Origin of the sequence: Pseudobacteroides sp., assembly GCF_036567765.1 — a bacterium.
Taxonomy (GTDB): domain Bacteria; phylum Bacillota; class Clostridia; order Acetivibrionales; family DSM-2933; genus Pseudobacteroides.
Genome location: NZ_DATCTU010000106.1, coordinates 41929 through 65263, shown reverse-complemented (window position 1 = coordinate 65263; position 23335 = coordinate 41929). Strand labels below are relative to the sequence as shown.

Here is a 23335-nt window from a genome sequence, read left to right as displayed (position 1 = left end):
TTGCCATGCCCTTTTTTATTTGCTCTGTCGTAACAATATACTTTTTTCAAAGTTCAATAAGGTTTTTTACCTTGTTTTTTATGAATCAAACCTGAATTTTTGTTTTCAAGCCAATTACCAGTTACTTTTCGAAACTATACTGATTTTTTTTAATTATGAAGTGAAAAACAATTTAATTTATGTAACTTTCAGGAGTTGAATTAAAATGCTTTGCAACAATTAAAACGTCTGCCATATTTATCACATCGTCCATATTAAAATCATAATTTATATCATACATTGAATCACCTTTTAAACAATCAAAGGATTTGGAAATTTCTATTAAATCAACCATATTTATTATGTTATCTTGATTTACATCACCTGGCCAGATATCTACAACATAAGTCGACCCTGGTACTGCAGCTGGATATGCAACTATAGTTCTTCTTAAGTAATTTCCTTTAGAAATAGATACGTTATAGCTGCTTCCAGGATAAACGCGAAAGTCACATCTTCCACTTTCATTTGTAGTTGAGCTACCATTACAACTAACTACAAAGCCCTTTAAAATATTTGGATTCGAAGAAATCAAATCAGGTTTTACTATTATATTTATTCCATAATCCATATGTGCTGCGGGTTGAGGAACAGATGTAGGAAGATATGTACTTACTTTAGTTTCAGTGTTATCTGCATATACTGTTTCAAACGAAATCAGCATATAAGAAAAAACAAAGGTAAAAAATAAAACAAAAATATAAGGTTTGAAAAATTTAATTAATTTCATAAAAATATTCCCCCTTAGTATAATGTTAATCTTATTTTACCATAACTGTTTTGTGTTGTAAAGCAAGTATTACTTTATCTGAAGTCTGTAAATGTTTTGATAATCTGGTCTCTGTATTTATCTATAGAAAGAGAATTCTTATTATATATTTTTAATGCAGTATTTACCCCATTTTTAATATTATTGGCACCTTTCTGGGGTGAACTATTAGAATTACCCCATTTTAGGTAAGGCTTGATGTCATACTTTCCGTGAGAATTACGGTTATGCATTCCTGCTGCATAGTTGAAAGTACCCATATTTATTGGATCGTTTTTTTCCGTGAGCAGCACTCCGTTTTTATTATAAACAGCTTCACAAAATCCATCATAGGCTGTAAACTTTAGGTTATACAGACCTTCTTTGCCTTGACAATGATATATAGAACTCCTTAAAGAGGCGAGTCTCCATTGTCTGCTTTTTGGCAAGGTAGAGTTTAATTGAAGTAGCTCTTTTAGACTTTTTGGAGCTCTATTAAGTTTGTTTCTAAAATAATGGACATTCATATCTACATAGCCTAGCCTATATACTAGCCGGCTAACCAGCATGTACAGCCTTTTATTATTTAGCTCATTGTTACTGTCTATTTCGCTATTAAACATATTTACATCATTCATTACTTTATTTAGAGCTTCCTTTACTCCTTGTGTATTTTCAATTTTTATTATTTCATTTACATGATTTATACTGCCTAGTGTAAAATGCTGTGTTTTATATTGAAATTCAATTTTTTCAATCTTATTATTTCCTGTATCTTTATAGCAACCAAAAAGAATTGTCAATAATAATAAAAGTACCGCTAAAACTCTAATAGGCATAATAGCATCTCCTATATTCATCCATTCGACTTTTCATAGCTATTTATATATTTTTGCGAGAGATTCATTAAATAATGCTAGAAATTTTAACACGGTATGTATAGATTTAAAATGTTTACCGCTTCTTTACTGGTGACCCTATAAAATCGCAGCATACTTTAATGTTAAATTTGAAAAAATAGAAGTGATAATATAAAAATAAGGAAGGCCTACACAATCACCTCAGAGTTATAATGTCATCACCCAAGGGAAGTAATAGTATTAAGCCTCAAAATGCAGTAAAAAATATTGAGAAGACTATTCCTATTCCAAAGCAGTAAGGAACAATCGGATCCAATGCTGATGGTATATTTATTGATGTTGCAAAAAAAGACTGGAAAAAAGTAAATGACAGAATTAATTTAATAAAAACAAACTATAATGAATTAAAACCTATTATGCAAATGACAGCAAATTCTAAAAAACTTTCAAGTGATATGGGAGTTGCGATAGATGATTTGGATAGGCAAGTAAAAGGAAAAAGAGTATATGAGACAAGGTCTGGTGCCAACCAGTTATCAAAATATATTCCCGATGCCTACGATATTTTTAGGCCGTCGTTAGCCGGCAATATTACAAAGTTAGGATATTTAGGACGCGAAATGGAGCTTAATGCAGAAAGAGCAGAATGGAAATCAGCTAAAAAGAATTTAGATACTACACTAAGTACATGGTCAGTTTTAAAAACTAAAATTAGTAATACTTATATCGGAGATATTAGTGGTTTTACTGCTCTATAGCCAGTAAAAAAGGTAGGCTGCGGGTTAATCACACCCTACTTTTTTGTATATGGGATTTATTTCGAAGTACACGATAACTACTCTTTTGTATATTTGCAATAAAATTTAAGGGCAAGCATAAAATTCTATGTTTGCCCCATGCTTTTAATATATGTAAAATTATGGAGTGATCGATACTGCAATTGGAAAATTTAATACTTACCAAAGTCCTTATCACTTAATATTATATTCCTTAATGTCTTAATTTCGCTTTGAGGATCATTGGCTTTATCCAAATTTATTTGCTCAAGCATTTTTAGAACATCAGGCTTAATAGAGTCAATTCCTTTATAGTGGAAGTGATTGTTTTTTTTAAGCTTAAACATGGATACCTGCTCTTTAAGAAGCTGTGCCTGGCTTGAGAGCTCCTCACTGGCAGCCGCACTTTCTTCAGAAGTAGCAGAATTGGTCTGTACTACCTGGGAGACCTGCATAATGCCCTGATTTATCTGAGTTATTCCAGATGCCTGCTCATTGGAGGCTATAGCGATTTCTCCCACCAGATCGGCAGCTTTTGCAACGCCTTCCACAATCTGATTTAGTGCTGCGGCTGTATCGTTAGCAATTTTGGTTCCTACATCTACTTTCTTAATGGAGCCTTCTATCATTGCAGTAGTTTCTTTTGCTGCATCAGCAGAGCGTGCTGCCAGATTTCTTACTTCCTCAGCCACCACTGCAAAGCCTTTACCGTGCTGACCTGCTCTTGCTGCTTCAACAGCGGCGTTTAAGGCAAGAATATTGGTCTGGAATGCAATTTCATCAATAACTTTAATAATTCTAGAAATACTGTTTGAAGAATCATTGATTTCTGCCATCGCTTTAAGCATTTCTGCCATTTGCTCATTGCCATGTATAGCTTTTTGCTTCGCTGTAGACCCAAATTCACTGGCCTGATTTGCATTGACAGCGTTTTGCCTGGTTTGAGCAGCAACTTCCTCAATAGAAGACGTAATCTCTTCGATGGAACTTGCCTGCTCAGTTGAGCCTTGCGACAAGGCCTGGCTTGATGACGATACCTGCCTTGCACTTGCTGCTACCTGTTCAGCTGCAGTATTAATATTACCCAGTACCTCATTAAATGCATTAATTGTATTATTAATCGCGTCTTTAATTATGGCATGGTCACCCTTATAGGACCCTTCTACGGAGACTTGGAGATTTGCTTTGGAAATCTCGTTTAAAACAGCTGTTGATTCTTTTATTGGCTCCACCACAGCATCTAAAGTCTTGTTAACTCCATCAACAATATTCCGATAATCACCCTTAAAAGCACTTACATCACCTCTGACACTTAATCGGCCTTCAATAGCATTTTCTGAAAGCATCATGATCTCTTTGATTAAATTTCTTATTGCTTGGCTCATTGTTATAAAAGAATTGGATAGCTCACCAATTTCATCATTTGTTGTTGTTTCTATAGCTATATTCATGTCTCCATTTGCAAGCTTGTTTGCAGCATTTGATACTTTTTGAATTCCATTGGAAATAATTTTGCTTACATAATAAGCGATAAATATTGCAAATAATATTGCAATCAGCGTTCCTATTACCAGAATCATTTTCGTGGAGTTTTCCAAGCTATTCTGTGAAGTGCTTCTTTCTTTTAAAAGGGCATTTTCCATATTGATACTTTCTGCGGTTATACTCCGAAGGCTGTCCATATATGATTTGCCTTTGGCAGCTGCCTCTTCCCTTATAACATCATCCATGACTTTACCCTTATTCGTCACCTCACGCCTCAAGCTGATGCTGTTTTCTGCTATTTGCTGCCATTGCTCCTTCATTTGCTTTATTTTGTCAAGGTTTGCCTGCTGCTTAGGATTATCACTTGTTTTTTCCTTAGCATCGCTGAAACTCTTTTCAAAGTCAGCCTTTCCTTTATTATACGGTTCAAGAAATTTTTCATCTCCTGTAATGGAAAAACCACGTTGTCCTGTTTCCATATTTACCATACTGGCAACAATATTTTTTATATCTGACAATACTTCGTATGTGTGGATATTCCATTGATTAGCTTGAACATAATTTGAAAAGTTTAAAAATACTATACCAGATAATACTATGAGAATTGCTACTACCACTGAAAAGCCGGTATACAATTTTCTTCCAATTTTTAAGTTGTTAAACCATTTCAGCATAGAAATATCACCCTTATCTAATAGATTATTTTACATACGGGATGCTGTGTTTTCAATCACTACTTAAACAACCATCAACACATATTCTGCTCCTTTCCCTTTTATTGTTTAGTTGGTGGAAAATGTAAGCATACGCTTCTTCAGGTTCAAAACAATTGATAGTCTTTTTTATTATCGACAATTAATTTTAGTTAGTTAACGACAAGTTTTAAGATCATTAGGACAAGAACTTTACCGCCTTCCCTCAAGGCAACAGTAAATGTACTGCTGCAGCTATTGATATGTATTTCGCTAAATGGTATGTCGCATACTACATCAAAGGAATCCTCACTTGCATCAACCAGGCTAAAACCCGGATTTAAGCCAATGCTGTAATGTGGGAAAGGTGAATATATGTAGAAGGTGTATTGGTTTCTTTTTAATGAATTAAACCCTTTATAGCTATCCTGAGTTCCATAATTTTTTTCTGTTTTATCATGTTTATGAAAATAAAGGCATATTAACATCCATATTGTCATGATAGACCTAGAGATTCAAAAAAGACTCCTTGCATAAACCAAAATAAATGGAGTATGAAAGAAGCCTTATATATTTAATGTATAACAAAATATGTGAAATAATGGTATATTAATATTTGCCGAATTCTTTATCGTTTGTATCAATTTCATTCAGCTTTATTCGATTGATGCTTTTCTTTTTGGCTACACCCTCAAGCATTCTTAAAACGTTGGGATTCAAATCATTCATATCTTTATAAAGTACCGAATTCTTTTTTAACTTAAATCTGCCCACTTGCTCTTTAAGAAGTTCTGCCTGGCTTGCAAGCTCTTCACTGGAAGCAGCACACTCCTCAGATGTAGCGGAATTGGTTTGTACAACCTGAGATACCTGCATAATTCCCTGATTAACTTGTGCAATACCTGTGGCCTGTTCATTGGAGGCGATGGCAATATCATTTACCAGATTTGCAACCTTTGTAACACTATCAATCATGCTGTTTAGGGCGTTCGCAGTTTCGCTGGCAATATTAGTACCATCCTCTACCTTTTTAATTGAGCCTTCTATCATATCTGTAGTTTCCTTTGCAGCATTAGCCGATCTTGCAGCAAGATTTCTTACTTCTTCTGCAACAACAGCAAATCCTTTTCCGTGCTGACCTGCCCTTGCTGCTTCAACAGCTGCATTTAAGGCAAGTATATTGGTTTGGAAAGCTATCTCATCAATAACCTTAATGATTCTAGAAATTTTACTTGAGGACTCATTAATATCATCCATTGCCCTTAACATCATACTCATTTGTTCATTCCCCTTAACAGCAGTTAATTTTGCTGTCTCGGCGATAGTATTTGCCTGACTTGCATAATCTGCATTCTGCCTTGTCTGTGAGGAAATTTCTTCAATTGAGGCTGTAAGTTCCTCTATAGAGCTAGCCTGTTCTGTAGCACCTTGAGATAAGGCTGTACTGGAGTCTGATATCTGTTTTGATCCTGATGCAACCTGCTCTGCTGCAGAATTGATATTAACCATTACTTCATTGAGGTTTTCAACCATTTTGCTAAAAACATTTGCCAGCACACCGATTTCATCCTTTGTATCTATATCAATTGTTACATTAAGATTTCCATCAGCGATCTTGCTAGCTCCAGATACGATTTGATTAACGGGCTTACTTATGAGGTTGGCTATATAAAATCCAATACCAATTGCCAGAAGAATGCCTATTATAATTATTATAATCATTATTACCGATTGCTGCTGATAGCTTTCAGTATTTTGAATGGATTTTTCTTCTGCTGATTTTATATTGTAATCAACAAGTGACTGAATATTACTTTCTACATCTTCCCGCGCCTTGGCAAACTCCTGGATTCTTGAAATTGCTTCATCATATTTACCTGCCTGTATATATGTAATATGCTCTCCACGAATTTTTCTATATTCATCAAGACTTAATTTAAATTTATTAAATAAATCCTTTTCTTCCTCTGCCATTGAATTCTCATAATCAGAGATATATTTATTGTTTTGCTCAGTTAATTTATTCATTTCATCCAGCCTGCTTTGCAATTTTGATACATCTCTTTCATATATCATTAGGAAATAGTTTGAACGGATATTAAGAAGCGATTTATGAATATTGGAGAGATTTTGAGCCGAGATAAAATTATTTGTATAAATTTCATCTCCTCTCTTATTTATTGCACCCATATTAGTAATTCCAATAAAGCCTACTATACCCGTAAAGACTGCAAGAACTATGAAACACAGAATTAATTTTACCTTTATTTTTAAATCATGGAACCATTTCATCGAGCATCCTCCTCAATAGTATCTTATTTTTACTTCTTTAACTGTTAAATTAAGTAATAGGTTGTTTGATTTAAATGTAATTTTATATCATTTATGTGGCTTTATAGCTTTACCTCACAATAATATTTATCGGATAAAAACCTAAATATCACAATACCAAGATTTGAAAATTGTGAATGAGATTTGTATTTAGTTAACAAATATAGTTATCACCAGCACTTGAAGCATCAGATTAACATTTGGTGAAAAATGTAAAAGCTAGTCTCACTAGATAAAAACCATAGTAAAAAGATGATTTTAATTAATTTACATAATAACTATTATGTGTAACCGTATTATTAGTTCAAGCATATAATACAGTATCAGTATACAATTAAGGAGTTTTTTTCATGGAAAACAATTATATTCAGGCCAACGCTAGCTATAATCCCTATACAAAAATGGATGATCCCCAGGTAACGCCTTATAGGCAATTTGGGATGATGCCTTTTGGTCAATTTGGAATGATGCCTTTTGGATTTGGTGGTCAACACTTCTTCCATCATCATTTCCATCACCATTTTTTCCCTCGTCCTTTCCCGTTTAGATTTGGGTTCTCACCATTTGGCTTTGGAGAGTTTGGCCAATTTCCATTTGGTTTTTAGTATTAGTCCATTTTGGCGTATTACAATTTATAAAATAGGCACCAAAAATCTTTAGGCTACTGTTGGTCTCACCAGTAGTCTAAATCCATTTAATACCTGATTACTCCAAACTATTATAGGAAATCTTATCCTCCTCTATATATTGAAGTATTGTTTCATGTTAACGAAAAAGATGACTTTATATACACTTCTGAATCTACGAGTACATATTATAAAAGATGAAGAATATGATTCTAAATGGTGGTATATTCGATGGGATTAAATAATCATATATGGGGATTGGTTGAAGCAATAAAAGCAAGTTCTGAGTTCTCTAAACTTAAGCAGGCAAATGACATCATTTCAAAAAATCCTGTTTTAAAGAAAGAATTGGAGGACCTAAATGCTAGGCAGGAACAACTATTAACCTCGAGGCTCTCTGCAAAGGAAGCAGAGTCTAATTTAAAGCAGTTAAACTCTAAAATTGAAAGTTTATCAAATCTGCCTGAAGTAGACAGTTATTTTAAGGCAGCACACGCATTTGAGCGTATGATGTATAATATCTATAAAGAAATTAGTGGATATTTGGAAAAAGAACTCAAAAAATAGAGCACGGAAATTAGTGGTGTTTGTAGTTAAGGAACAGAAAACGGCTATAAGTGTGTCGGACAGGATGTAGAAGCTATTGTTGGTAACACAATTGCAAAAGCACAAGAGTTAGCAAAAGGTTTCTATGCTGTTAAAAAGTTCGTTTATTCGCTGACCGGCCGCAGTGTCACCCCATTTACTAACAAATACTTAACGGCCTGAAAGCAACAACAGCAATACGTGAGTACGGATATCATAATAATTGCAAAATATTTTTGCCATAATATAGAAAATTATTAAATGAAAAAGCCATACGAAGAAGGGATGCTGCTGTGTCCTTTCTTCATATAGATTGCCTGACTTTATTTTAGATGTTCTTATATATCCTTTGTTTTGAAATAGTTTTTATGTCCTCCGGAAAGGTTGTAAACCTTATTAAATCCCTTGTTAATTAGTATATTTTGTGCTGCATTTCCTGTAACACCTTTATTACAGTAGGTTACAATCATATTATCCTTATCTATGGAATCTGTGTTTTCTCTTAAAATCTCATGGGGCAAATTAACAGCCCCTTCAACATGAGACTGCTCATACTGCTTGGCTGCCCTGGCATCAATAATAGTAATACTCTCATTATTCTCAATTCTATAATCCAGCTCATCTGATGTAATAAGCTTTCTTCCTCTTTCCAGGTCGTTTGTCAAAATCATTCCAGTATACATCACAGGGTCCTTGGTAGTTGAGAAGGGGGGTGCATAAGCTAGATCCAAATGAAATAAATCCTGGACTTTAGCACCAAAAGTAATGGCAGTGGCAAATACATCAACCCGTTTATCCACACCGGATTTTCCGATAATTTGAACACCCAAAAGCTTTCCGCTATCTTTATCTGCAACTGCCTTAATTAACATCTCTTCACCATGAAAGTATTCAGGTTTATCGGGCTTAATATTGTGGCAAACTGATATTCCATAGCCTTCGTTTACAGCCTCTCGTTCTGAAAGTCCGGCCTGTGCGACGGTATAATCAAATATTTTAAAAATACTGGTACCTAAAATTCCCCTAAATTCCAAGTTTTCACCTGTTGCCTGGTCTCCAGCAATCCGTCCCGTTTTATTGGCCGTGGATCCTAATGGTCTATAACATGGTTTTCCGGTAACTATTGAAAAGCTTTCAGCACAATCCCCACATGCATATATATCTTTAATGTTTGTCTCCATTCTGTTGTTAACCTTAATTGCACCTGTTGTTCCAATTTCAATTCCCGCTTTTTTTGCAAGCTCAACATTTGGACCAACCCCTGCAGCCACAACAACCATATCGGTATCCAATACAGCTCCGCTTTTTAAAACTGCTTTATTGGTATATTCGTCTCCCGCTAATTCAGTAACCATTTCATTGAGGTACACTTCCACACCATTTTTCAATAAGATATCTTTTAAATACATTGATACATCACAATCCAATGGCCTCATCAGATGATCTTCCATCTCAACAACAGCAACCTCTATTCCAAGAGCTTTTAGATTTTCAACCAACTCAAGCCCGATAAAACCGGAACCAATTACAATTGCTTTTTGTGGATTTTGCTTATTTATATAAGTTTTTATCAAATCTGCACTTCTTACATTTCTGAGCATAAAAACATTCTTCTTGTCTATACCTTGTATTTGTGGCGTTATTGGCTTGGCACCTGTTGAAATTATTAATTTGTCATAAGAATCGGTAAAGACTTCAGAAGTTAATAAATTTTTTACTTCAATTTTCTTGTCATTAGAATTTATATTCAAAACCTGGTGGCTTGTTAGTATGTCAACATTGTATTTACTCTTAAAAAACGCCGGGTTCCGTGGAACCAGCTCCTCAAGAGTTTCAATTTTCCCGCCGACAAAATATGGAAGTCCGCAGGCCGAATAAGATATATCACTGTCCATCTCATATATTTTTATTTGTGCATCTTCATTGTTTCTTCTTGCTTTAGCAGCTGCAGATGTGCCTGCTGCAACAGCACCAATTATAACTATTTTCATATTTGCCCCTCCAGTATGTATAGTACCTCTTATTTTAATCTCATCTTTGGTAAACCTTTCTCGTCAAAATATTTTCTTCTCATAAAAAGTGCGGCATTAACCAAAGCCACCATAACAGGAACTTCAACCAATGGTCCGATAACAGCTGCAAATGCCTGACCGCTTCCAATAGAAAAGACTGCAACTGCAACTGCTATAGCAAGCTCAAAATTGTTGCTTGCAGCAGTAAAGGCAAGTGTTACTGTCTTTTCATATGAGAATCCGCTTCGTACCGACATATAAAAGCTCACAAAGAACATAATGGCAAAATATAGCAATAGCGGAATTGCGATTCTAATTACATCCATAGGCAACTCAACAATTTTATGCCCCTTAAGTATGAACATAATAACTATTGTGTAAAGTAAAGCAATTAAAGCAAGTGGAGATACCTTGGGCAAAAATACATTTTCAAACCATTCCCTGCCTTTTAATCTAATCAGTGAAAAGTGTGTAATAAAGCCTGCTGCAAAAGGAATTCCCAGATATATAAGAACGCTTTGTGCTACTTTTAGAATTCCTACACTAACTTCAATCCCTCCAAAGGATAAACCCAAAAAATCAGGAACTACTGTAACGAAAAACCATATATATACTGAGTAAAGCAGTATTTGGAATATGGAATTTAGTGCTACAAGTGCAGCACAGTATTCATTATCGCCTTTTGCAAGGGTATTCCAAACAATTACCATAGCAATACAGCGTGCAAGACCTATAATAATTAGGCCAACAGCATATTCCTTCATATCGGGAAGAAATATTACAGCAAGTATAAACATCAATATAGGTCCAATTATCCAGTTTTGAATCAAAGAAAAATTGAAAACCTTTTTGTCCTTTGATACCTTCCCCATCTCATTATATTTAACCTTGGCAAGGGGCGGGTACATCATTACTATTAGCCCTACAGCAATTGGCCAGGAAGTTGTTCCTGTACTCATTCCTTCCAGAGTTTTGGAAAGGCTTGGAAACAGAAATCCGATTGTTACCCCTAATCCCATTGCAAGAAAAATCCATAGAGTTAAAAATCTATCCAGGAATGACAGTCTTGTTTTTTGATTAATATTCATTTTAAAGCTCCTTACATTAAAAAACGATAAATCTATTCACAATTATTCTTTTGGCTTAACCATTTTGCCAAATTCTCAAGATCAGTTTTATATAATTCCATGTTTCTTAAATTATCATAAACCAGGCTGTCGATAAATTTCATTTGTCCATCTTTAAACATGGAGTAATATGTCCACTGGGCGTGTTTTCGATCTTTTACAAGATCGGCATTTTTAAGGTAAATTAAGTGCCTTGATGCTTTTGTCTGAGATATTTGTAATGCTTCCATTATGTCACAGACACAAAGCTCCTTCTCATATAAAAGGTTCATAATTCTTAATCTGGTCTCATCTGAAAGTGCTTTTAAACCATCTAAAAGTTTATCCATCATTTCACCCCTTTTATGGCTTGTATGCCTATATGCGTATAAGCGAATATATTAACATTATATACATATTTGAATAAGAATGTAACCCTTTTTTATTTAAATATGGTGTGGTTATAATAAAAACATTGTTGCCAGTAGACCTGTAGCTGTTAAAGCGATGGTGTACGGCAATGCAAGCTTTACCATAGACATGAATGAAAGCCTTATCACAGGAGCAAGAGATGATGTAAGTAAAAATAGAAACGCAGCCTGACCATTTGGAGTTGCTACTGATGGAATATTTGTACCCATGTTTACAACGGCTGCAAGCTTTGTATACCATTCGTAGGAAAAAGCACCTGCTTCAAAAGCTGCCTGCAGTTCTTTTATATAAACCGTGGCTACAAAAACATTATCACTTATAGCAGACAAGATTCCGTTTGCAAGAAAGAGTGAAATTAACTGGTTGCGTCCTTCAATACTCAGAACAAGATCAATAACCGGAGAGAATAGATGCAAATCATGAATTACAGCTACAATAGCGAAAAATACAACTAAAAGTGAAGTAAAAGGCAGAGCCTCATGAAATGCGGCACCAAATTGATGCTCTTCGGTTATGCCGTTGAAGGCTGTCAATAAAATGATAACCAGGAGGCCTATTAATCCAACTTCAGCAAGGTGCAAAGCCAAAGCGATTATTAATAATACTCCAACAATAGCTTGTATGGCTAAACGAGCAATTGCTTGAGCATCCATTTTTTTTGCTTTTTCTTTATTTTCATTTTCAAGAACTGCTCTTACTTTGTCGGGAAGTTTGTATCCATAGCCCATGATTCCTGTCAATTCCAGGAATAAGCAAACGAAGAGTCCTACTATAAGTACCGGGATAGATATACGGGAACAGTATAAGAAGAAGTCAGCAAAACTCCATTTCATGATAGTACCTATAAGAAGGTTTTGCGGTTCACCTACTATCGTGGTGGCTCCGCCAAGGGCAGTACCTACTGCACCATGCATCATTAGATTCCTTAGAAAGCCTCTGAACTGATCCAAATCCTTTTTATGCTCTTCCGGTATTGAACTGTCATCTGTAACCCCTGCATATTCAACCAGGTCATCATCGAAATGGTCAGGTTCTCCAGTGGACGAGACCCTTCCAAGCTTTGAAGAATATTTATGGAATATGTTATAAAAGCTATAAGCTACTGCAATGATGACAGCTGTAACAGTCAACGCATCTAAAAAAGCCGATAAAAACGCTCCTAATATACAAAAGATAAGTGATAAGAATACCTTTGATTTTACAGAAACAAGTATTTTAGAAAATATCACTAAAAGGCCGTCTTTCATAAAATGAATCCCTGCTACCATGAACATAAGCAGCAAGATTATGGGAAGGTTTTGTGAAACTTCTTTATAGACAGTGTCGGCAGATGTCATACCTATGATAACAGCCTCAATGGCCAATAAGCCGCTGGCAGGCAAAGGATAACATTTTAGTGCAAGTGCAAGTGTAAATATAAATTCTGCAACCAGGACCCAGCCTGATAAAAACGGGTTAATAAAAAAATAGATAATTGGGTTAATTAGCAAAAAGGCTATTATGGTATACTTATACCATTGAGGGGACTTGCCCAAGAAATTTTTTAAAATGACCTTACCAAATGAATTCAAATTTGAAAGCCTCCTTCTTAATAAAATAATAAGTCAATATAACAAAATCACGAAGAGATTTTGCAACCCTGATCGTTGTCGTGAGAAATTATGGTGTATACACCATAATTTCTCACGACATAAAAAGGGTAAGAATCTCGTTAAACGAGCTTCCCACCCCAGAAGCCAAATGTCTTGAAAGTAAACTTATTGTTTACCCAACCGAAATATTTATACTCTTTTTTGGGATAATAATATCATAATTTCATTTTTACTTCAATACAATTTTCATACATTTAAAATAGCAGACTTTCCTAAGTGAAAGCCTGCTATTTTCTATATGTCTATACGCCTTACAATTCCATTCTTACTCTAATCAAAAATAAATAATCTAAATAAATAATCTAAATAAATAATCTAAACAAAATAATGCAAACAAATAATCTTAGAACAATCTATTAAATAAAAAATAAAAAAATTTAAATTGTCAGGAATTTATATATTGTTGTGTGTTTGTACTCCTGACCGGCACTAAATACAGGTGACGGAAAGTGCTTGTGTTTTAATGAGTTGGGGAAATATTGTGTTTCGAGGCATAGACCACCTCGTTTTTTGTATTGAATATTACCCTTCCCTGCACCTACGTCAACAAGATTGTTTCCTGAATAAAACTGTATCCCAGGCTTTGTAGTATGAACCTCCATAAATCTTCCGCTCTCAGGATCATATACTTCAGCTGCAAGCTTAAGCTTTTCTTCAGAAATATCTAAAATATAATTATGATCATAACCTTCGCCGTACTTAATTTGGATGTCATCACTGGATATTCCTGAACTAATTGGCTTCATTGTTGTAAAATTCAATGGAGTGCCTTTTACTTCTCTAATTTCTCCTGTAGGCAGGCACTCTTCATTTATTGGTGTAAACTTATCGGCATAGATCTTCAGATGGTGTTTTGTGATATCCCCTGCCCCATGTCCTGAAAGATTAAAGTATGCATGGTTTGTAAGATTTATCACAGTGTCCCTGTCTGAAACAGCATGGTAGTCAATTTTAAGAGCATTGTCATAGGTAAGGGAATAAGTTACTGTAACCGTAAGGTTGCCAGGGTAATTCTCTTCCCCATCCTTGCTTAGATAAGTAAGCTGTAAACACTCTATATCATTCTTCTCAACTATTTTTGCATCCCAGATAACCTTATGAAATCCTTTTGTACCGCCATGCAAATGATTATCACCCTCATTTTTCTCAACATGGTACTCTACACCCGAAATCTCAAAGCATGAATCTTCAATCCTGTTTGCGTGCCTTCCAATTATTGCACCAAAAAATGGTTTGTTCTCATAATAATCCTGAAGCCTTTCATAACCCAGAGCAACATCCTCATAATTTCCATATTTGTCTGGAACAAAAATGGAAATTACGATACCCCCAAAGTTGGTAATTTTGACTTTCATGCCATTGCTGTTAGTCAGCGTATATATATATATTTCATGTTGGTCATGATCGTCACAAAATTTCTCTCTAATAATATTCATAAAAACTGTCCTTCAAATAAATTAATCTTCCAGGATGTACTTGTTTAACATGCTTTCGAGTACTTCCTGCCTGCCTGATACATTCTTAACTTCACCAAGATCCAGCACATATTTTTCAAGCTCCTTAAAGCCAACTTTGCCGTTTACGATATCACTTCCGATACCGCTCTTGAAGCTTGCATAACGGTCTTCAACAACCTTTTCAAACTTACCATCCGAAACCATTTTGTGTGCAATTTTGAGACCCTTAGCAAATGCATCCATACCAGCTATATGTGCATAGAACAAGTCGATTGGCTCAAATGAACCTCTTCTAACCTTGGAGTCGAAGTTCAAACCACCGGTTGTAAAGCCGCCTGCTTTTAGCACTTCATACATACAAAGAGTTGTATCGTAAATATTTGTAGGGAATTGGTCTGTATCCCATCCTAAGAGAAGGTCACCCTGGTTTGCATCTATGCTTCCGAATACACCATTTACTCTTGCAGTATGGACTTCATGCTGGAAGGTATGAGCAGCGAGTGTAGCATGGTTTGCTTCTATGTTCATCTTGAAGTCGTTTTCGAGGCCGTGAGCTCTCAAGAAACCGACAACTGTAGCTGTATCGAAGTCATACTGATGCTTTGTAGGTTCCTTCGGCTTTGGCTCGATGAGGAACTGTCCCTTAAAGCCAATTTCCTTAGCATAGTCAACAGCCATTCTTAAGAATCTTCCCATATTGTCAAGCTCAAGCTTCATGTCGGTGTTAAGTAAAGTTTCATAACCTTCCCTGCCGCCCCAGAAAACATAGTTCTGACCGCCAAGCTCTAAAGTTATTTCCATAGCTTTTTTAACCTGAGCAGCTGCGTATGCAAATACATCAGCGTTTGGTGATGTGGAAGCACCGTGAACGAACCTTGGGTTACTGAAAGCGTTTGTTGTACCCCATAGAAGTTTTACGCTGCTTGTTTTCATGTATTCCTTCATGAGGACAACAATTTCATCAAGTCTCTTATTTGTTTCTCTAAGAGTTGAAGCTTCAGGAGCAATATCTCTGTCATGGAAACAGTAGAATGGTACACCTAATTTTTCACAAAGCTCAAAGTTAGCAGCAACTTTAGCCTTTGCAAGCTCCATAGGGTCAGATATATTATCCCAAGGTCTTACTGCTGTTCCAGGTCCAAAGGGATCTGATCCTGTTCCCTGGAAAGTATGCCAGTAAGCAACTGCAAACCTTAAGTGATCCTTCATTGTTTTGCCGCCTATAACTTCATCAGGGTTATAGTACTTAAATGCCAATGGATTGTCGGATCCTTTGCCTTCGTATTGGATCTTTGATACATTACTAAAAAATTCTGCCATATTTTTTCCTCCTTAAATATTTTATGAATTAAACACTTGTGTTTATTTCCCAAAGAAAACCTTAAGTGGTATTATAGCCGAACCAAGCACTGAAGCTCTTTCACCCAGCTTGGATTCGGTTATCTCAACATCCTTAGATGTTTGCTTTAAAGCCTTGCACATTACAATCTCTTTCATATGGTCAAGTACGATATCCGAATAATGGACAAAATCTTTGCCCAAAACAACTTTTTGAGGGCTTAGGATGTTGACAATGCTTGAAATTGCCAGTCCAAGGTATCTTGCCGATTCAAGAAGGATATTCCTGGATACTTCATCTCCCTCTCTAGCACAGTCGATAATGGATTTGGGACTTAAATCTTCAACATCCGATATATCGTTAAGCTTTGAAGCAATACCTGATTTAACCAATCTTTTTGCCTGGTCAACCATATGCGTTGTAGATGCAATTGTTTCAAGGCATCCATAATTTCCACATCTGCACTTTGAACCATTGGAATCAACAACCATGTGGCCAACCTCTCCGGTTATTCCGCTTGTGCCGCGGTAGGGTTTACCGTCAATAAATATACCAGAACCTATACCGGATTTAATATTTACACAAACGAAATTACTTATTCCCTGACAGGTACCAATCCAGTTTTCGCTTATTGCAGATGCCATTGCTTCGTTTTCAACATAGACTTTTATATCTGAGAAATCCTCGAACTGGTCCTTAACATCTATGTCTTCCCACCCCATGTTGGGTGCAAAAATGATTTTTAAGTCCCTGCTATCCACCATGCCGGGCACCGACATACCAATTCCCAAAAGCCTTTCTGTGGTTATGCCATAATCTTTCAAAATCTTTTTGATTTCACCGCGAATAACCTTCATCACATTCTTGAAAACTAGGGATTTTGGCATTCCCAGTGTTCTTTCTTCAATAATCCAACTGGTGATATCCATTAAAACAAAATTTATGTAATTTACATCCATGTCTATTCCAATGGTGTAAAAGGATTTTGGCTTAAGTTCGATTAAAACAGGCCTCCTGCCACCCTTTGATTCTCCTATGCCGCTTTCGGAAATATAACCCATTTCCAGTAGCTCCGATACGATGCTGCCTATTGCTGTGGGTGACAACCCAGTGAGTTTGGACAATTCAGCCCTGGAAATTGCTTTGTGAACCCTTATCATGTCCAGGATTGCTGTCTGATTAAACTCCTTGAGAAATCTGTTATTGCCTACTATCTTCCCTGTCATTATCTACTCCTTTTCGGATCTGAATTAAAAGTGATAAACCTATTTATTAGCACTTTTAATGTACAAACACATGCATCACAGTATGGATGAAAGATCTGCAAAATCCTTTTTCAATGAGATATACAGGCGTTTGTATATATCGTAAAATTTATTGTACCTGCTGTTAAGTCCCATATCAGCTTGCTGTCTTGTCTTGACACTTATTACTTTGTCACATGCTTCTGTAACGCTGTTGTAAATGCCTGCACCAACCCCTGCAAGAAGAGCAACACCAAGTGCCGGTCCTTCACTTGAATTTATGGTAGTAATTTCTGTGCCGAATACATCCGACTGCATCTGTCTCCATAGTGGGCTCTTTCCACCGCCTCCTGACGCTCTTACCTCTGAAACATTTACTCCCATTTCCCTTATGATTTCAAGACAGTCCTTCAGGCTGTATACAACGCCTTCCATTACCGCTCTTACCATATCCGGTTTTTCATGCTTTGCTGACAGACCGAAGAATACGCCTTTTGCATTAGGGTCAAGGTGTGGCGTTCTTTCACCCATGAGGTATGGCAGATAAATAAGACCGCTGCAGCCTGCAGCAACTTTTTCAGCTTCCTTGTCCATGAGCATGTATGGATCAATTCCCATTAGCTCTGCAGTTCTCTTTTCTTCTATGCAAAAGTTATCACGGAACCACTTTAAAGAAAGCCCTGCACCCTGAGTAACACCCATTATATGCCATGTGTTGGGCACTGCATGACAGAATGTATGAACCCTGCCCTTTGGATCTATGCTTACATTTTGTGAGAATGCGAATACGACACCGGACGTTCCTATAGTTGAAGAAACTACTCCCGGTTTTACAATACCATTTCCAACAGCTCCGGCAGCCTGGTCACCGGCTCCGCCTACTACTATGGTTCCTTCTTTTAGTCCTGTAAGGGATGAAGCTTCTTTATTTACTGTTCCTGTAACTTCTTGGGACTCATAAAGCTTTCCTAACATTCCTTTATCTATCTCAAGCTTTGTGAGCACTTCATCGCTCCACTTGCGGCCTGGTATGTCCATAAGCTGCATACCGCTGGCATCGGAAACCTCTGTTGCAAATTCACCTGTCAATTTAAATCTTATATAGTCTTTGGGAAGAAGTATTTTACTTACTTTTTCATAAACCTGGGGCTCATTATTCCTGACCCAGAGGATTTTTGATGCTGTAAATCCTGTTAGAGCCGGGTTTGCAGTTATTTCAATGAGTCTTTCCTTGCCTATTAGCGAAGTGATTTGATCGCACTCAGCGGAACTTCTCTGATCACACCATATGATTGATCTCCTTAATACATTATAGTTCTTGTCCAGAAGAACTGCACCATGCATCTGGCCTGAAAGACCTACACCCTTGATGTCAGCCGCATCGATACCGCCTTTTTGAATAACCTGCCTGATAGTCATGCAAGTAGCCTTCCACCAATCTTCAGGGTCCTGCTCTGCCCAACCGATATTAGGCTGGTATAATGGATATTCTTCAACACTGCTTGCTATTGTATTACCTGCTTCATCAAATAACACCGTCTTTGTACCCGATGTCCCGATATCAATTCCCAATAAAAATGACAAGCATAATCCCTCCCCATATTGTTTTGTTGACTTTGTAATATCATATTAATAACTATAATTAATTATACCATTGCCAAGAAAATAAATCCACTGTTTTTGCAAAACTTTATAATATGGTATTAATAACAATTTATATATCATATTGTTTCTAATTTACAAAGAAACGCTTATATTGTGCTGGCAGCTTTAGCATTTTTTACTTTCCTAGTCCTCTTGTGCCTGACAAACGATATAATAAGCAATATACATGGTATTGCAATTTGAAATGGAATAGAATAATATGGCCAAATATCTATAGCCCACTGCAGCATCTCCATAATACTTCCATATACCCAAATAGATAATGAAACAGCCAATGCAGTAAGAGGAAGCACAAACGGCTTATAATCATCAAGGTTTAAGAGTTGTACTATACCCGCAGATGCTGCATAGATACAAATCCCTGTTTTAATAATTCCTGCCACTGTAAGGTTAACATCAAGAAGCGGATCTACATCCAGATTGGGAATAAGTCTGAATACTATATGTGACGGAAATATGTCCCTTGAGGCCATATCGCTGCCTAAAACTAAAATATTTCTCAATATAACCTGAATAAGAACCAAACCCACAAACAGCGAAGAAAATATTGATGTTTTCATAATTTTCTCTTGTTTAACGGCATGGGGAAAAACCATTAGAAATGCAATTGTCTCCCCGAATGGGAAAGTTGCCGTTCTGAATGCGGTTTTTAATACCGGTTTTATACCTCGTGTCATAAAGGGTTTCAGGTTTTCAAAATCATATGCAGTGATCAGGGAAAAAAACACAAAAGCAAGAATTGCGGTCAATATTAGAAGAAATATTTCGCTGATCCTACCCATAACTTCTATACCTGCCCTTACTGAAAAGGCAATAATGAGAGAAAAACCTATAATTATAAACAGAATGGGTGTTTCAGGATAACCTGTTACAACAGAATATTCGCCAAAATTCCTTAATACCAAAGATGCCAGATGAATAAAATACCAGATATATAATATTGCGAACACTTTGCCCAGTACCTTGCCAAAATTATTTTCCAAAATTTCTATTAGAGTACATGAGGGGTTCAACCTGGATATTAATGCATACATTGCTATTAAAATTGTACCAATGATACAGCCAATAAGAAATGCCAGCCAAGTTTCTTGCTTTGCTTCTACTGCAGGATTTATAATCAGTGAACTTCCTATCATAAAGCCGCACAGAAGAGTAAATAATTGATAATTTGATATCCTCGTATTTTTATACATTATGTTTCACCTATTATTCCTTTAATGATTGATTCTATGACTTTTGCAGGACTTGCAGGGGCTTTATCTATTACTTGCAGGAGGCTTATAGTAAAACCAATTACAAGAATAAAAGCATAAAGCCCGATATATTTTACTCTATGCTTTGATTTCTTAACAATACTTGGTATATCGACTAGAGTTATTGTGATAAATGCTGCAATTATACCTAATATGACCATACATACCCATCCTTTATTTTGGTTCGGCAGGCTGTCTTATAAGACCCGACCTTCTTATTTTGAATTTCACTTCTATTTTAACTGGTGTTTGGCTGTAAATATTGCTCCAATTATGGATTGACTTCATCCAATCAGAGTAATAGTTTCTATAAATTTCATCTATAAAACCAAAAATATCACTTTTATATTCTTTTTGTGTAGTTTTAACAGCATTGCCGATTTCGTCTTCCATTTCTCTTTGCACTGCATCTTCCAAAGCTTTGACCATATCAGGTTTGGTTAAGTCTGCTTTTTCCTGTTGCTCACCAATATTGCCTTCTGCTGAAACTTCAATGCTTAAAACAGGCTTTCCATTCACAATTTTTGAAATGACTTTTCCATTAGTACGGGTAACCTCTATTGAAATAGTATTTTTAGAATGCAGCGGACTTGGTATATTAATAATAGTGCTTTCTATTTTATCATCTGCAAATATATAACCTCTTGTCTGTAAAGGATCAAGAAAGCCTGCCAATTTATCCTTTTTGATAACAGCGGAGCCTTCTGTTAATAGGTCTTCCTGAAATACTTTCCCTGCCTTAGTGCTACTATATATTATTGGCAGTACAAAGCTATATTCTTCCTTATTAAGAACTTTTAGTACATCAACCAGAGTTACCTTTATAGTTTTACCAAAATATCGACTGGCCTCCAAAGCCTCTATCTCGTGTGTTGCCGGAAGCTTAGACATGCGGCTTTCACTTTCCAAAACAGTTTTGGCCTCTATTCCTTTTGCTATTATTAAATCCGCACGCCTTCTTGTTTCAGTATCTCTTTCAAACAAATCAAATATCTTACTTATCCCATCTCTTGCAAATTCCTCTGAAATCACCATCAACTGTACTTGTCCAAAATATGCTCTTTTGTTTATCTTTGCTGTTAAATTTCTGGCACACTCAAAAACAGTTTCTCCCGTGATGCTAACATTAATAAAAGCATTTTTTTCATTTTCTCTACCTTGCCCGGAAGTTTTTATAGCTTCAGGCTTTACAAACTGAACAGTAATTTGAATTTTCCCATTTTCACCCTTATCAAATGCAATCCCTGTCATGATGGACAAATCTGTCAAGTCCCGATTACCCCAACACCCTGGCAGTATTAATATAATACTTAGTATAAAAAGCAATTTGTTGAAGCGTCTCATAAATTCTACCTGCCTTCCTTTTTATGCCTGTTTCTGAATTTTGCATTTCCCCCATGTTCCCAGGTTAATTCCTTTGGCCTTGTAAACATAGCCCATAGCGGAACACGGACAAAAGTGTCCTTCAAATCGGAAATGCTTAACGGTGTAAAAGGAGATAAAAAATTTACTCCAAAAGACTTTAACTGACACATATGAATAAAAAATGCGACGGACACCAGTAAGATACCAAGAATTCCTATAATGTTGGCAGCCAACATTAACACTATTCGCATGAACAAAAAAGTGCCTGATAACGAAGATACTATAAAGCTTGATATGGCAGTTACAGCTATTACTATGATCATAGGTGTACTAACAAGCCCTGCTTTTACAGCAGCATCTCCTATAACCAATGCTCCTACTATACTTATTGCTTGTCCGATTGCCCTCGGCATCCTAATTCCTGCTTCACGGAGAAGCTCAAATGTGATTACCATTACTAGTGCTTCTGTTAGTGCGGAAAATGGAATTCCCTCCCGGGCAGCTGTCATAGTTAATAAAAGCTTATAGGGTATAATATCCTGGTGAAATGTAACCAGTGCTACATAAAAAGCCGGTAAAAAGACGGTAATTACAAGTGCTATAATTCTAACAAATCTACTCATTGTTGCATAAATAGATCTGGTATAATAATCCTCACTGGATTGTATGGCCTCAACAAAAAGGTATGGGACAGTAAGGACAAAAGGAGTCCCATCACATAAGATAGCTACACGGCCCTCTAATAACTTTCCGGCCACAACATCAGGTTTCTCACTGTTTCCGACCGTAGGGAATAACCCTAATTTGGAGTCTTGGATAAATTCTTCAATATATCCTGATTCCAGTATGGCATCAGTTTTAATACTTCCAATCCTTTCTTTGACTGTTTTAATTGTATCATCGCTTGCTATTCCCTTGATATAACATATGCAGATTTCTGTATTCGTCTGCTCTCCGACCGTCATTGTCTCAAATTTCAAATTTGAGTTTTTAATCTTTCGCCTTAATAAAATAGTATTAGTACGAAGAGTTTCAGTAAATCCTTCTCTCGGCCCCCGAATTACAACATTAGTGGTTGGCTCCCCGACACTTCTTTTATCCCACAATCGAAGCGATGCTTTTAAAGCTGAATCACAGTTATCTATGAAAATCATGGTATCTCCGGAAAGTAAGGAGGCAACGCTCTCGTCAAAGCTGTTTACTTCCTTAATATAACTGGTGCTGATGAGTTTTTCTTTTAATAGGTTCAACGTTGATTTGTCCTTTAAGCTATGGACCGGATTAATTGAATTACATTCAATCATTATGGGTTTTATTATATCTGAATTAATCAACTGATTATTTACCATACCGTCTATATATGCAATAAGGATATGAGTTGAGCTATCCTTCCCAAGTAGGAGTTCCCTGAGTATGAAATCACTGCTCTCTGAAAAACGATCTTCAAGCATAGCTCTGACTTTATTTATTGATTTGGGTATTTTACTAACTTTATTGCTATTTTGTTTTTCATTGTTCGAATTATCATTAATAGCATTTAGCTTTGTGTAAGTAAAAATTCTTTTCAAGCGTCTGAACATTTTTCCTCCATAAATTTACTATATTATCAATTTAGGCTGACTTCTGTAAAAAAGCGATGCTTATATTGAAGTATTAGCAAAAAATTAA

At 36.1% G+C, this 23335-nt stretch carries 20 protein-coding genes and 1 other annotated feature; of the genes, 3 read left to right on the top strand and 17 right to left on the bottom strand.

All coding sequences use genetic code 11. The features are described 5' to 3' along the window. Positions 1-172: 172 nt before the first annotated feature. Together VIO64_RS17495 and VIO64_RS17490 are read right to left on the bottom strand one after the other, a co-directional pair. Entirely contained in the window at positions 173-769 is a 597-nt protein-coding gene (locus VIO64_RS17495) for a dockerin type I domain-containing protein (protein ID WP_331920605.1), read from the bottom strand. A 74-nt stretch (positions 770-843) separates the two neighbouring features. Then, positions 844-1626 (bottom strand): hypothetical protein, encoded by a 783-nt coding sequence (locus VIO64_RS17490; RefSeq protein WP_331920603.1) that lies wholly within the window; start codon positions 1624-1626, stop codon positions 844-846. A 497-nt stretch (positions 1627-2123) separates the two neighbouring features. On the opposite strand from VIO64_RS17490, the gene VIO64_RS17485 reads away from it, so the two are divergent. Next, positions 2124-2405: a hypothetical protein gene (locus VIO64_RS17485; protein ID WP_331920601.1), complete on the top strand. Its 282-nt coding sequence runs from the start codon at positions 2124-2126 to the stop codon at positions 2403-2405. Positions 2406-2596: 191 nt separating this feature from the next. Here the strand turns inward: VIO64_RS17485 and VIO64_RS17480 are convergent, their stop codons facing one another. From VIO64_RS17480 to VIO64_RS17470, 3 genes are all read right to left on the bottom strand, one after another. Then, positions 2597-4582 (bottom strand): methyl-accepting chemotaxis protein, encoded by a 1986-nt coding sequence (locus VIO64_RS17480; protein ID WP_331920599.1) that lies wholly within the window; start codon positions 4580-4582, stop codon positions 2597-2599. Between the two features lie 191 nt (positions 4583-4773). Further along, complete coding sequence (locus VIO64_RS17475; protein WP_331920597.1) at positions 4774-5100, bottom strand: hypothetical protein; 327 nt, start codon at positions 5098-5100, stop codon at positions 4774-4776. Positions 5101-5209: 109 nt separating this feature from the next. After that, positions 5210-6892 (bottom strand): methyl-accepting chemotaxis protein, encoded by a 1683-nt coding sequence (locus VIO64_RS17470; protein ID WP_331920595.1) that lies wholly within the window; start codon positions 6890-6892, stop codon positions 5210-5212. Positions 6893-7281: 389 nt separating this feature from the next. On the opposite strand from VIO64_RS17470, the gene VIO64_RS17465 reads away from it, so the two are divergent. Next, positions 7282-7536, top strand: coding sequence for a hypothetical protein (locus VIO64_RS17465; RefSeq protein WP_331920593.1), 255 nt, complete (start codon positions 7282-7284; stop codon positions 7534-7536). Positions 7537-7788: 252 nt separating this feature from the next. Continuing rightward, positions 7789-8124: a YlbF family regulator gene (locus VIO64_RS17460; protein ID WP_331920591.1), complete on the top strand. Its 336-nt coding sequence runs from the start codon at positions 7789-7791 to the stop codon at positions 8122-8124. A 356-nt stretch (positions 8125-8480) separates the two neighbouring features. Here VIO64_RS17460 and VIO64_RS17455 read toward each other — a convergent pair whose 3' ends face one another. The 12 genes from VIO64_RS17455 to VIO64_RS17400 all read right to left on the bottom strand — a co-directional run bounded on the left by VIO64_RS17455 (position 8481) and on the right by VIO64_RS17400 (position 23247). After that, positions 8481-10133, bottom strand: coding sequence for an FAD-dependent oxidoreductase (locus VIO64_RS17455; RefSeq protein WP_331920589.1), 1653 nt, complete (start codon positions 10131-10133; stop codon positions 8481-8483). 29 nt (positions 10134-10162) lie between these two features. After that, positions 10163-11242 carry an ACR3 family arsenite efflux transporter gene (gene arsB, locus VIO64_RS17450; RefSeq protein ID WP_331920587.1) on the bottom strand — a complete coding sequence of 360 codons (1080 nt, stop codon included), beginning with the start codon at positions 11240-11242 and terminating at the stop codon, positions 10163-10165. Positions 11243-11274: 32 nt separating this feature from the next. Further along, positions 11275-11610 (bottom strand): metalloregulator ArsR/SmtB family transcription factor, encoded by a 336-nt coding sequence (locus VIO64_RS17445; RefSeq protein ID WP_331920585.1) that lies wholly within the window; start codon positions 11608-11610, stop codon positions 11275-11277. A 111-nt stretch (positions 11611-11721) separates the two neighbouring features. Beyond that, entirely contained in the window at positions 11722-13263 is a 1542-nt protein-coding gene (gene nhaB / locus VIO64_RS17440) for a sodium/proton antiporter NhaB (protein ID WP_331920583.1), read from the bottom strand. Positions 13264-13410: 147 nt separating this feature from the next. Then, positions 13411-13466 (bottom strand) — a sequence feature (sodium ion sensor (DUF1646 type); this cis-regulatory element may regulate processes involved in with the transportation of sodium ions). A gap of 255 nt (positions 13467-13721) precedes the next feature. Then, on the bottom strand, positions 13722-14780 hold the full coding sequence (locus VIO64_RS17435; RefSeq protein WP_331920581.1) for an aldose epimerase family protein: 1059 nt from the start codon (positions 14778-14780) through the stop codon (positions 13722-13724). Between the two features lie 21 nt (positions 14781-14801). Beyond that, the gene (gene xylA / locus VIO64_RS17430; RefSeq protein WP_331920579.1) at positions 14802-16121 is read right to left on the bottom strand and encodes a xylose isomerase; all 1320 of its coding nucleotides are present in this window, start codon (positions 16119-16121) and stop codon (positions 14802-14804) included. A gap of 42 nt (positions 16122-16163) precedes the next feature. After that, positions 16164-17366: an ROK family transcriptional regulator gene (locus tag VIO64_RS17425; RefSeq protein WP_331920577.1), complete on the bottom strand. Its 1203-nt coding sequence runs from the start codon at positions 17364-17366 to the stop codon at positions 16164-16166. Between the two features lie 75 nt (positions 17367-17441). Next, on the bottom strand, positions 17442-18968 hold the full coding sequence (gene xylB / locus VIO64_RS17420) for a xylulokinase (protein ID WP_331920575.1): 1527 nt from the start codon (positions 18966-18968) through the stop codon (positions 17442-17444). Between the two features lie 167 nt (positions 18969-19135). Continuing rightward, the gene (locus tag VIO64_RS17415) at positions 19136-20242 is read right to left on the bottom strand and encodes an endospore germination permease (RefSeq protein ID WP_331920573.1); all 1107 of its coding nucleotides are present in this window, start codon (positions 20240-20242) and stop codon (positions 19136-19138) included. Further along, on the bottom strand, positions 20242-20463 hold the full coding sequence (locus VIO64_RS17410; RefSeq protein WP_331920571.1) for a hypothetical protein: 222 nt from the start codon (positions 20461-20463) through the stop codon (positions 20242-20244). Before VIO64_RS17410 ends, VIO64_RS17415 begins: the two co-directional genes overlap by 1 nt. A gap of 13 nt (positions 20464-20476) precedes the next feature. Then, a complete protein-coding gene (locus VIO64_RS17405) occupies positions 20477-21646 on the bottom strand; it encodes a Ger(x)C family spore germination protein (RefSeq protein ID WP_331920569.1) in 1170 nt (389 codons plus the stop codon). 5 nt (positions 21647-21651) lie between these two features. Then, the gene (locus tag VIO64_RS17400) at positions 21652-23247 is read right to left on the bottom strand and encodes a spore germination protein (protein ID WP_331920567.1); all 1596 of its coding nucleotides are present in this window, start codon (positions 23245-23247) and stop codon (positions 21652-21654) included. Positions 23248-23335 lie beyond the last annotated feature (88 nt).

Coding starts and splice junctions, on each gene's coding strand:
- VIO64_RS17495 (WP_331920605.1), bottom strand. CDS start 769: ATGAAATTAATTAAATTTTTCAAACCTTATATTTTTGTTTTATTTTTT.
- VIO64_RS17490 (WP_331920603.1), bottom strand. CDS start 1,626: ATGCCTATTAGAGTTTTAGCGGTACTTTTATTATTATTGACAATTCTT.
- VIO64_RS17480 (WP_331920599.1), bottom strand. CDS start 4,582: ATGCTGAAATGGTTTAACAACTTAAAAATTGGAAGAAAATTGTATACC.
- VIO64_RS17475 (WP_331920597.1), bottom strand. CDS start 5,100: ATGACAATATGGATGTTAATATGCCTTTATTTTCATAAACATGATAAA.
- VIO64_RS17470 (WP_331920595.1), bottom strand. CDS start 6,892: ATGAAATGGTTCCATGATTTAAAAATAAAGGTAAAATTAATTCTGTGT.
- VIO64_RS17465 (WP_331920593.1), top strand. CDS start 7,282: ATGGAAAACAATTATATTCAGGCCAACGCTAGCTATAATCCCTATACA.
- VIO64_RS17460 (WP_331920591.1), top strand. CDS start 7,789: ATGGGATTAAATAATCATATATGGGGATTGGTTGAAGCAATAAAAGCA.
- VIO64_RS17455 (WP_331920589.1), bottom strand. CDS start 10,133: ATGAAAATAGTTATAATTGGTGCTGTTGCAGCAGGCACATCTGCAGCT.
- arsB (WP_331920587.1), bottom strand. CDS start 11,242: ATGAATATTAATCAAAAAACAAGACTGTCATTCCTGGATAGATTTTTA.
- VIO64_RS17445 (WP_331920585.1), bottom strand. CDS start 11,610: ATGGATAAACTTTTAGATGGTTTAAAAGCACTTTCAGATGAGACCAGA.
- VIO64_RS17435 (WP_331920581.1), bottom strand. CDS start 14,780: ATGAATATTATTAGAGAGAAATTTTGTGACGATCATGACCAACATGAA.
- xylA (WP_331920579.1), bottom strand. CDS start 16,121: ATGGCAGAATTTTTTAGTAATGTATCAAAGATCCAATACGAAGGCAAA.
- VIO64_RS17425 (WP_331920577.1), bottom strand. CDS start 17,366: ATGACAGGGAAGATAGTAGGCAATAACAGATTTCTCAAGGAGTTTAAT.
- VIO64_RS17415 (WP_331920573.1), bottom strand. CDS start 20,242: ATGTATAAAAATACGAGGATATCAAATTATCAATTATTTACTCTTCTG.
- VIO64_RS17410 (WP_331920571.1), bottom strand. CDS start 20,463: ATGGTCATATTAGGTATAATTGCAGCATTTATCACAATAACTCTAGTC.
- VIO64_RS17405 (WP_331920569.1), bottom strand. CDS start 21,646: ATGAGACGCTTCAACAAATTGCTTTTTATACTAAGTATTATATTAATA.
- VIO64_RS17400 (WP_331920567.1), bottom strand. CDS start 23,247: ATGTTCAGACGCTTGAAAAGAATTTTTACTTACACAAAGCTAAATGCT.